The sequence below is a fragment of the Halopseudomonas xiamenensis genome (assembly GCF_014219065.1).
Taxonomy (GTDB): Bacteria; Pseudomonadota; Gammaproteobacteria; order Pseudomonadales; family Pseudomonadaceae; genus Halopseudomonas; species Halopseudomonas xiamenensis.
Genome location: NZ_JACLGO010000036.1, coordinates 26,813 through 36,216, shown reverse-complemented (window position 1 = coordinate 36,216; position 9,404 = coordinate 26,813). Strand labels below are relative to the sequence as shown.

Below are 9,404 nucleotides of genomic sequence, written 5' to 3'. Positions count from 1 at the left end.
CGACGCTAGCCCCTCCACCCTGACAGGTCCCATTTTGGACCTGCAGGAAAACCATACAAGCGGCGCCTCGCCGCGATCAGCGGTGCGACGGCTACAGAGCTAGCCGGCGGCCATCTATCGCGGCGAGGTCGCTCCTATACATTTTGCCGCTGGGGAGGTTGCCCGTCCGTGGGCCTCCCGGCCCTCTCATTCGCCTTGGATCACGCCGGCGGGCCTTGTCATTTACAGCTCCGGAGGGGTGCCAGGGGTCGCCTGGGTGGCCGGTGCCGGCGCCGACTGGCCACGGGTAGCGGCCTTGGGTGCGGTGCTACGGCGTCGCGGCGTGGTCTTGACCGCCGTGCTCGCCGTGCTCTTGGCTGGCGTCGCGGTGGCGCTGGCTTTCGGCTTGGCTGCCGGTTTGGCGGTAGCGGCTTTGCCAGCGGCGGGCTTGGCTGCAGCCGGCTTGGCCGTCACCGGGGCGGGCTTGGCAGCGGCCTTGCTCGCCGCAGTCGTGCGGGCGGCACGCGCCGGCTTGGCGGCGGCAGGTGCAGCGGACAGCTGCTCCAGCGCCTTGGCCAATTCATCGACCCGCGCCGCCAGCGCCTGCAGCTCGGCCTGGCGGGCCAGCCCCAGGCGCTCGACGGTACTGGCCATGCGCTTGTCGAACATCTCCTCCAGCCCACCGAGCTTGTCGCTCATCTTGCTGCGCGCCTTGTCCACCTTGGCCCGTGCCGCGTCCAGGGTGTCCTTCTTGCCGCGTCCATTCTTGCGACTATCCGCCTTGGCCGCTTTCTCCGCCTCTTCACCGTCGCGAATCAGCGCTTCGAACAACTTGCCGCCTTCCTTGCCCATTCGGGTGTAGGCGCCAAGACCGGCCAGCCAGATCTGTCGGGAATAGCCCTCCAGCCCGTCGAGCCAGTTGTCCTTCTCGTCCCGCTTCTTCTTGTCCGCCATGAGCAACTCCCCAATGACCTGCTGTAGATGAGAAGCTCCAGCTTAGCAGAGATCAGCCGCCGCGCTATTGCGACAAATCAAGCCAGGTACTTGTTCAGCGCCTTCTCGATTTCACCTTTCACCATACCGGCCATGGGCGTGAGCATCATGCCCAGCTTGACCGCTACCCGCACGTCGTCTTCGCCGACCAGGATGCTGCCGTCCACACCGCTGCGCTTGAAGGTCAGCTCATCATCCTGCCAGTTGCACTTGGCATCCAGCTTGGCGGCCAGCTTGTCCGCCATTTGCTGGGCACGCTCCTTCGCCGCCTCTTTGCCCAGGGTATGTTCACGGGTGATTTCTACAGTTGCCATCGCTATTCCTTTGAGTATGGTGTGAAAAAGTGCATAGCATGCCGGATCGTGCTGCCGCATGCGACAGCCTGTCCCATATTCAACGCCTCGCCGACCTCAAATACAGGTAGAATGGCGGCTCAATTTGCCAAGGCAGATGCTTCCATGACAGACAAATCCCGTTCAGACCGCACTACCCACTTCGGCTTCCAGACCGTTTCCGAATCGGAAAAGGCTGGCAAGGTAGCCGAGGTATTCCATTCGGTGGCTGCCAAATACGACCTGATGAACGATCTCATGTCCGGCGGCATCCATCGTCTCTGGAAGCGCTTCACCATCGAGCTGTCGGGTGTGCGGCCGGGCAACCGGGTACTGGATATCGCCGGCGGTACCGGCGACCTGACCCGCAAGTTCTCCAGCCTGGTCGGCCCGACCGGTGAAGTGGTGCTGGCGGACATCAACGCCTCCATGCTCAAGGTCGGCCGGGATCGCCTGCTGGACAAGGGCGTGGCCGGCAATGTGCGTTTCGTCCAGGCCGACGCGGAAAAGCTGCCGTTCCCGGACAACCATTTCGATTGCATCACCATCGCCTTCGGCCTGCGCAACGTCACCCACAAGGAAGACGCCATCGCCTCCATGCTGCGGGTACTCAAGCCCGGCGGCCGGTTGCTGGTACTGGAGTTCTCCAAGCCAGGCAACGAACTGCTGTCCAAGGCCTACGACCAGTATTCGTTCACCATGCTGCCGCTGATGGGTCGGCTGATCACCGGCGATGCCGAGAGCTACCGCTACCTGGCCGAGTCGATCCGCATGCATCCAGACCAGGAAACGCTCAAGGGCATGATGGAGGAGGCCGGCTTCGCCCGGGTCACCTACCACAACATGACCGGCGGCATCGTTGCCCTGCACCGGGGTATCAAGCCCTGATGCCCAGCCGCCTTCTGCTGGCCGGGGTCGAGCGCAGCCTGGCGCTGGCCATCCAACAGGACCCGCTGAGCGCAAGGCGACTCGCGGCCCTGCAGGGCCGCAGCATCCTGATCCGCGCCAGCCAGCCAGCCGTCTCGATCCATCTGCTGCCGCAGGAAGGCGGCATTCGTCTGCTGTCGCAGCATGCTGGCGAGCCAGACTGCACGCTGAGTGCCCCGGCCAGCCTGCTGGCCCGCCTGGCACTGAGCAGCGACCGCCAGTCATTGCTGCTGTCGCCGGAACTCGAACTCAGTGGCGACACCCAGGTGCTGGTGGAGCTGCAGAATATCCTCACCGACCTGCAGATCGACGGTGAAGCGGCCCTGGCGCGCTGGCTGGGTCCAGTCGCCGCGCATGCCATCGGCGAGCTTGCCCGGGGTGGCCGTGGCTGGTTCGGCGGCGCGCGCCAGAGCCTGCAGCAGAGTATCGCCGACTATCTCACCGAAGAGGGACGGCAGCTGGTCGGCCGCGCCGAAGCCGATGCCAGCGCCGCCCAGATCCACGAACTGCGCCTGCAGCTGGACCGGCTCGATGCCCGCGTTCAGCAACTGGTGCAGCCCGCTACCGGACCCGACGACGCATGAACCTGACCGCCTTTCTGCGCCTGTTTCGCATCCTGCTGGTATTCACCCGCTACCGTCTGGACCAGTTGATCCAACCGCTGCCGTTGCCCTGGTATGGCCGCCTGCTGCTGCTCGGGCCGTGGAAGCTGTACCCGGCGCCACGCGACCTGACCCGTGGCATGCGTCTGCGCCTGGCGCTGGAAAGCCTGGGCCCGGTGTTCATCAAGTTCGGCCAGATCCTTTCCACCCGCCGCGACCTGCTGCCCGACGATATCGCCATCGAGCTGGCATTTCTGCAGGACAAGGTACCGCCCTTCCCCCCGGAGCAGGCCCGCCAGCGCATCGAGGAACAGCTGGGCCTGCCGATCGAGGCGGTGTTCGCCGAATTCTCCGACCAGCCGCTCGCCTCCGCCTCGGTGGCCCAGGTACACGCCGCGCGGCTACATGACGGCAGCGACGTGGTGGTCAAGGTGGTCAGGCCGGATATCGAGGATGTCATCCACCAGGACATCCAGTGGCTGTACCTGGCCGCCCGTACCCTGGAGCGGGTATCCCGCGAGGGACGCCGACTGCGGCCGGTAGAGGTGGTGCGCGATTACGAGCAGACCATCTTCGACGAGCTGGACCTGTATCGCGAAGCGGCCAACGGCTCGCTGCTGCGGCGCAACTTCCTCGATTCGCCGGTACTCTACGTGCCGAAGATCTACTGGGACTGGTGCCGCCACAAGGTACTGGTCATGGAGCGCATCACCGGCATTCCGGTAACCGATCTCGAGGCGCTGCAGGCCCAGGGCACGGACATGAAGAAGCTCGCCGAACGGGGTGTGGAAATCTTCTTCTCCCAGGTGTTCCGCGACAGCTTCTTCCATGCCGACATGCACCCCGGCAACATCTTCGTCTCGCACCGCCACCCGCAGGAGCCGCAGTACATCGCCATCGACTTCGGCATCGTCGGCAGCCTGACCCCGGAAGACCAGACCTACCTGGCGCGCAACCTGATGGCCTTCTTCAAGCGCGACTACCGGCGCGTGGCGCAACTGCACATCGATTCGGGCTGGGTGCCACCGGAAACCCGGGTCAATGAATTCGAAGCGGCGATCCGCAGCGTGTGCGAGCCGATCTTCGAGCGCCCACTCAAGGACATCTCCTTCGGTCAGCTGCTGCTGCGCCTGTTCCAGACCGCCCGTCGCTTCAACATGGAAGTGCAGCCGCAACTGGTGCTGCTGCAGAAGACCCTGCTCAATATCGAGGGCCTGGGCCGCCAGCTGTACCCCGACCTGGACCTCTGGCGCACCGGCAAACCCTATCTGGAGCGCTGGATGCGCGAACGCGCCGGCCCACGACATCAACTGCACAACCTGCGCCAGCACCTGGAGCGGATACCGCCGCTGCTGGAAACCACGCACCGGGCGCTGGACAACATCGCCCGACGGGATCACCATGCCCCTGTACGCCGTGCCGATGCCCTCGCCCTGCGCCTGATCGGCGCCGTACTGGTCGCTGCGGGCGCCAATGGCATGGGCACCGACATGACGCTGTGGACCCAGACCCCGCCGCTGTACTGGCTGCTGCTGGCGGCCGGCGGCTGGCTGGTACTGCGGCGCTAGCCCCTACCCACGTCCCTGGCACAACGACCGACATGACCGATACGCATACCGATACCGACTGGCTGGACTGCATCAAATGGGATGCCGACGGCCTGATACCCGCCATTGCCCAGGATGCTGCCAGCGGCCGGGTACTGATGGTCGCCTGGATGAACCGCGAGGCGCTGCAACTGACCGCACGGGAGCAGCGCGCGATCTACTGGTCACGCTCGCGGCGCAAGCTGTGGCGCAAGGGCGAGGAGTCCGGGCATATCCAGGTCCTGCATGAATTGCGCCTGGACTGCGACAACGACGTGATCATCATGCAGGTCGAGCAACGCGGCGGCATCGCCTGCCATACCGGGCGCCAGAGCTGCTTCTACAAGGTTTTCAAGGATGGTCACTGGCAGGACAGTGATCCTGTCATCAAGAACCCGGAAGATATCTATGAGCACAAGCATGAATGACACGCTCACGCGCCTGGCCGAGGTGCTGGAGCAACGCAAGCAGGCGGCAGCCGACAGCTCCTATGTCGCCAGCCTGCATGCCAAGGGCCTGAACAAGATCCTGGAAAAGGTCGGCGAGGAATGCACCGAGACCCTGCTGGCGGCCAAGGATTGCCAGCAGTCCGGTGACAAGGCCGAGCTGATTTATGAAACCGCTGATCTGTGGTTTCATACGCTGGTCATGCTCAGTCACCTGGACCTCGGCCCGGATGATGTATTGAATGAACTGGAACGGCGTTTTGACTTGTCCGGCCTGGCCGAGAAAGCAGCGCGAGCACACAAGTAGGGCACTGCCCTGGAGGTTGAGATGGGTTTAGGTGGAATCAGTATCTGGCAACTGGCGATCATCCTGCTGATCGTCATCCTGTTGTTCGGCACCAAGCGGCTCAAGGGCATTGGTGGAGATGTGGGCGAGGCGATCAAGGGCTTTCGCAAGTCGATGAATGACGACGACAAACCCTCGGTGGAAGAGCGCAAGGGCGAAACCCTGGACGTCAAACCCGAACAGAAAACGGAATCCACTCAGCACAAGGACTGATGGTCCATGTTCGATATCGGTTTTCTGGAAATGGTGTTGGTGGCGATCGTCGCCCTGCTGGTGCTGGGCCCGGAACGGTTGCCCGGCGCGGTGCGCATGGCCGGCCTGTATATCGGCCGGATCAAGCGCAGCCTGGCGGACGTGCGCAGCCAGGTGGAACGGGAAATGGGCGCCGACGAAATCCGCCAGGCACTGCATAACGAGAAGATCATGGCTGACCTGGCGAAGAAGCCGGGCACCGCCAAGCCAGCCTCCAATGTCAAACGCGCCAGCCAGGGCGAGGACGCGGAACAGGCCACTGCGCCCTCACAGGCGCCAGCAGTGCAGAGCACCGATGCGCCGACAGCGACCGACGATGCCACGGTTCCTGCCGCCAGCCCCGCCCCTTCATCCACTGACGACCATCCGGCTGCGCCCAAATGAGTGACAAGTTACCCGAGCAGAACACCAGCGGCGACATGCCGCTGGTCGCCCACCTGACCGAACTGCGTTCCCGGTTGCTGCGCATCATAGTGATCTGGCTGCTGATCTTCGCCGGGTTGTTCTATTTCGCCAACGATCTCTACACCTTCATCTCCGAGCCGCTGCGGGTCTACCTGCCCGAGGGCACCAGCATGATCGCCACGGATGTGGCCTCGCCGTTTCTCACGCCGTTCAAGCTGGCGCTGATCAGCGCGCTGTTCCTGGCCATGCCCTTCGTCCTGCACCAGATCTGGGGCTTCATCGCACCGGGGCTGTACAAGCATGAAAAGCGCATCGCCCTGCCACTGCTGGCATCGAGCATCATATTGTTCTATGCCGGCATGGCCTTCGCCTACTATGCGGTGTTCCCGCTGGTGTTCGGCTTCTTCACCAGCGTCGCCCCCGAAGGGGTAACGGTGATGACCGACATCAACAGCTATCTCGACTTCGTGATGACGCTATTCCTGGCCTTCGGCCTGGCCTTCGAGATACCGGTAGCCACCGTGCTGCTGGTGCTCGCCGGGGTGGTGGACGTGGCCAAGCTCAAGCAGATCCGTCCCTATGTGGTCATCGGCTGTTTCGTCATCGGCATGCTGCTGACACCACCGGACGTGATCTCCCAGACCATGTTGGCGGTGCCCATGTGGCTGCTGTACGAGGTCGGCATCCTGTTCGCCGGCATGCTCAAGCCGGTAAACCGGGAACAGGCCGAAAGCCAGGACGACAGCCCCGGCGCATGAACCTGTTGCTGCTCGAGGAGCATGACTTCATCGCGCCGCAGCGGGCACGCCTCAGTGGCCGGCGCCTGCAGCACATGCTGGAGATCCAGCAGGTGGCCGTGGGCGACCGTCTGCGGGTCGGCCGGATCGACGGGCTGATGGGCGAAGGCCAGGTACTGGCGCTGGATGAGCAGCATGCCGAACTGCGGCTCGAACTCGATCAGCCGCCCCCGGCCAAGCTGCCGCTGACCCTGCTGCTGGCCATGCCCAGGCCGAAGATGTTCCGTCGCATCCTGCAGCATTGCGCCAGCCTCGGGGTGGCCGAGATCATCCTGCTGAACAGCTACCGGGTGGAAAAGAGCTTCTGGCAGACCCCCTTCCTGCAGCCCGAGGTGATCCGTGAGAACCTGCTGCTGGGGCTGGAGCAGGCGCGCGATACGCTCCTGCCGAGGGTTCGCATCGAGAAACGCTTCAAGCCCTTCGTCGAAGACCGTTTGCCCGGCCTGCTCGGCGACAGCCTCGGACTGGTCGCCCACCCCGGCGACCATCCCCCCTGCCCCCGCGCAGTGACCGGACCCATCACCCTGGCGATCGGTCCGGAAGGCGGCTGGATTCCCTACGAGGTGGACAAGCTGAGCGCCGCCGGCCTGCAGCCGGTGCAGCTGGGTGAACGCATCCTGCGGGTGGAAACCGCGGTGACCGCGCTGATCGCCCGACTCGGCTGATCAGCGCGCTGCCGGCAACAGCTCGCCGACCTGTCCCTCCCAGCCCTCGCCCACCTGCACCAGGATGTCCCGGGCACTCACCGGCTCGGCACATTCGGAACACACCATGACCGGGCGCATGGCCTGGCCACAGCCCTTGTGCACATGCCGGATCGGCGCGCCGCGCTCATCGGCCATATGCCGGTCGCCCCAGCTGACCAGCGCCATGATCGCCGGGTGCAACTCCAGGCCACGCTCGGTCAGCCGGTATTCTTCACGTAGCGGCCGCTGCTGGTAGGGGACCTTGACCAGCACGCCGTACTCGACCAGTTTCTTCAGCCGGTCGGCCAGCACGTGGCGGGTCACGCCGAGACGCTTCTCGAACTCGTCGAAACGCCGCACCCCGAGAAAGCAGTCGCGCAGCACCAGCAGCGTCCAGCGGTCACCGACCACCGCCAGGGTGCGAGACAACGAACACGGCTGCTGATCCAACTCTTCCCAGCGCATACCCTATCCTCGGCAAACGACAGTCTTGAACAATGGTCACAGGATAGCTTGACAAGTTCCAAAAAGAAACTGACTATCTAATAAGTTCCAAAAAAGAACCCATAAGCAGGAGCCTTATCCATGTCCAGACCACCCGTTGCCGTAGTCATCGGTGCCGGCGATGCCACCGGCGGCGCCATTGCCCAGCGTTTTGCCCGCGAGGGTTTCACCCTGTGCGTCACCCGCCGCCAGGCCGACAAGCTGGCGCCCCTGGTCGAGAGCATCGAGCAGGCTGGTGGCAGCGCTCACCCGTTCGGCTGCGACGCCCGCAGTGACGAGCAGATGATCGAGCTGTTCAGCCATATCGAGCAGCAGATCGGGCCCATCGAAGTGGTGGTGTTCAATATCGGCGCCAACGTGCGCTTCAGCATCACCGAAACCACCGAGCGGGTCTATCGCAAGGTCTGGGAGATGGCCGCGCTGGCGGGCTTTCTCACCGGCCGCGAGGCGGCCAAGGCCATGCTGCCGCGCGGCCGCGGCACCATCATCTTCACCGGCGCCACCGCCTCGCTGCGCGGCGGCAGCGGCTTCAGCGCCTTCGCCGGCGCCAAGTTCGCCCTGCGCGCCCTGGCCCAGAGCATGGCCCGCGAGCTCGGCCCGCAGGGTATCCATGTCGCCCACCCGATCATCGATGGCGCCATCGACACCGCCTTTATCCGCGACAACTTCCCCGAGCGCTATGCTCTGAAGGAGCAGGCTGGCATTCTCGATCCGGAGCATATCGCCGAGCAATACTGGCAGTTGCATTGCCAGCCGCGTGATTGCTGGACCCACGAGCTGGACCTGCGACCGTGGATGGAAACCTTCTGACCCTTTGACTGAGACTGGAGTGACAAGCATGAGCAAGCAGGTGGAGTTCTTCTTTGACGTGGGCAGCCCGGCCAGCTACCTGGCCTGGACCCAGATAGCCAAGCTGGCGCAGCGCCACGACGCCGAGGTGGTATACCAGCCGATGCTGCTGGGTGGCGTGTTCAAGGCCACGGGCAATGCCTCGCCGGCCACCATCCCGGCCAAGGGCCGCTATACCCGGGTCGACTTCCTGCGCTTCGCCCGACGCTACGGCGTACCCTTTGCGCACAACCCGTTCTTTCCGATCAATACCATGCAGCTGATGCGTGGCGCCGCTGCCTACCTCGGCACGGAACGCTTCGTGCCCTATGTCGAGGCGGTGTTCCAGGCCATGTGGGTGGATGGCAAGGACATGGGCAACCCCGAGGTGCTCGCCGAGGTGCTGGCTGGCGCAGGCTTCGATACCGCCGAGCTGCTGCAGAAGCTCAACGATCCGGCGGTCAAGGACCGGCTGCGGCAGATCACCGAGCAGGCCATCGAACGCGGGGTGTTCGGCGCACCGACCATGTTCGTCGGCGACGAGATGTTCTTCGGCCAGGATCGACTGGATTTTGTCGAGGAAGCCCTAGGCTGATAGACAACCAGCCCAGGGTCCTGCTTCGTCTGGAAACATCCTTGTGGGAGCATCCACCTTTCTGGAAGGGTCGTCCTTGTCGGAGCGCCGCCCCGGCGCGATAGCGGACCCGCCGAACAGCGCTAT

The 9,404-nt window shown here is 64.2% G+C and carries 14 protein-coding genes; 11 read left to right on the top strand and 3 right to left on the bottom strand.

What is annotated here, in order from left to right:
* Window positions 1-222: 222 nt before the first annotated feature.
* Together H6X51_RS18115 and H6X51_RS18110 are read right to left on the bottom strand one after the other, a co-directional pair.
* Window positions 223-933, bottom strand: coding sequence for a phasin family protein (locus H6X51_RS18115; RefSeq protein ID WP_185268876.1), 711 nt, complete (start codon window positions 931-933; stop codon window positions 223-225).
* Between the two features lie 77 nt (window positions 934-1,010).
* Window positions 1,011-1,286, bottom strand: a complete 276-nt coding sequence (locus H6X51_RS18110) for a polyhydroxyalkanoic acid system family protein (RefSeq protein WP_185268875.1) — start codon at window positions 1,284-1,286, stop codon at window positions 1,011-1,013.
* Between the two features lie 144 nt (window positions 1,287-1,430).
* Between H6X51_RS18110 and ubiE the strand changes: the two genes are divergently transcribed.
* From ubiE to H6X51_RS18065, 9 genes are read left to right on the top strand one after another with little or no spacing between them, the layout of a single operon-like run.
* Window positions 1,431-2,192 (top strand): bifunctional demethylmenaquinone methyltransferase/2-methoxy-6-polyprenyl-1,4-benzoquinol methylase UbiE, encoded by a 762-nt coding sequence (ubiE, locus tag H6X51_RS18105; protein ID WP_185268874.1) that lies wholly within the window; start codon window positions 1,431-1,433, stop codon window positions 2,190-2,192.
* Complete coding sequence (locus H6X51_RS18100) at window positions 2,192-2,815, top strand: ubiquinone biosynthesis accessory factor UbiJ (protein WP_185268873.1); 624 nt, start codon at window positions 2,192-2,194, stop codon at window positions 2,813-2,815. Before ubiE ends, H6X51_RS18100 begins: the two co-directional genes overlap by 1 nt.
* Window positions 2,812-4,401: a ubiquinone biosynthesis regulatory protein kinase UbiB gene (gene ubiB, locus H6X51_RS18095; RefSeq protein WP_185268872.1), complete on the top strand. Its 1,590-nt coding sequence runs from the start codon at window positions 2,812-2,814 to the stop codon at window positions 4,399-4,401. Before H6X51_RS18100 ends, ubiB begins: the two co-directional genes overlap by 4 nt.
* A 32-nt stretch (window positions 4,402-4,433) precedes the next feature.
* Entirely contained in the window at window positions 4,434-4,847 is a 414-nt protein-coding gene (gene hisI / locus H6X51_RS18090; RefSeq protein ID WP_185268871.1) for a phosphoribosyl-AMP cyclohydrolase, read from the top strand.
* Window positions 4,840-5,172 carry a phosphoribosyl-ATP diphosphatase gene (locus H6X51_RS18085; RefSeq protein WP_185268870.1) on the top strand — a complete coding sequence of 111 codons (333 nt, stop codon included), beginning with the start codon at window positions 4,840-4,842 and terminating at the stop codon, window positions 5,170-5,172. Before hisI ends, H6X51_RS18085 begins: the two co-directional genes overlap by 8 nt.
* A 21-nt stretch (window positions 5,173-5,193) precedes the next feature.
* Complete coding sequence (gene tatA, locus H6X51_RS18080) at window positions 5,194-5,424, top strand: twin-arginine translocase TatA/TatE family subunit (protein WP_185268869.1); 231 nt, start codon at window positions 5,194-5,196, stop codon at window positions 5,422-5,424.
* Between the two features lie 6 nt (window positions 5,425-5,430).
* The gene (gene tatB, locus H6X51_RS18075; RefSeq protein WP_185268868.1) at window positions 5,431-5,847 is read left to right on the top strand and encodes a Sec-independent protein translocase protein TatB; all 417 of its coding nucleotides are present in this window, start codon (window positions 5,431-5,433) and stop codon (window positions 5,845-5,847) included.
* A complete protein-coding gene (gene tatC, locus H6X51_RS18070) occupies window positions 5,844-6,626 on the top strand; it encodes a twin-arginine translocase subunit TatC (RefSeq protein ID WP_185268867.1) in 783 nt (260 codons plus the stop codon). The genes tatB and tatC overlap by 4 nt, the downstream gene beginning before the upstream one ends.
* Window positions 6,623-7,330: a 16S rRNA (uracil(1498)-N(3))-methyltransferase gene (locus tag H6X51_RS18065; RefSeq protein WP_185268866.1), complete on the top strand. Its 708-nt coding sequence runs from the start codon at window positions 6,623-6,625 to the stop codon at window positions 7,328-7,330. Before tatC ends, H6X51_RS18065 begins: the two co-directional genes overlap by 4 nt.
* On the opposite strand, the gene H6X51_RS18060 is transcribed toward H6X51_RS18065, so the two are convergent.
* Window positions 7,331-7,816, bottom strand: a complete 486-nt coding sequence (locus H6X51_RS18060) for a winged helix-turn-helix transcriptional regulator (RefSeq protein ID WP_185268865.1) — start codon at window positions 7,814-7,816, stop codon at window positions 7,331-7,333. It lies immediately after the preceding gene.
* A gap of 120 nt (window positions 7,817-7,936) precedes the next feature.
* On the opposite strand from H6X51_RS18060, the gene H6X51_RS18055 reads away from it, so the two are divergent.
* Window positions 7,937-8,665, top strand: a complete 729-nt coding sequence (locus H6X51_RS18055; protein WP_185268864.1) for an SDR family oxidoreductase — start codon at window positions 7,937-7,939, stop codon at window positions 8,663-8,665.
* Window positions 8,666-8,693: 28 nt separating this feature from the next.
* Complete coding sequence (locus H6X51_RS18050; RefSeq protein ID WP_185268863.1) at window positions 8,694-9,278, top strand: 2-hydroxychromene-2-carboxylate isomerase; 585 nt, start codon at window positions 8,694-8,696, stop codon at window positions 9,276-9,278.
* Window positions 9,279-9,404: the final 126 nt, after the last annotated feature.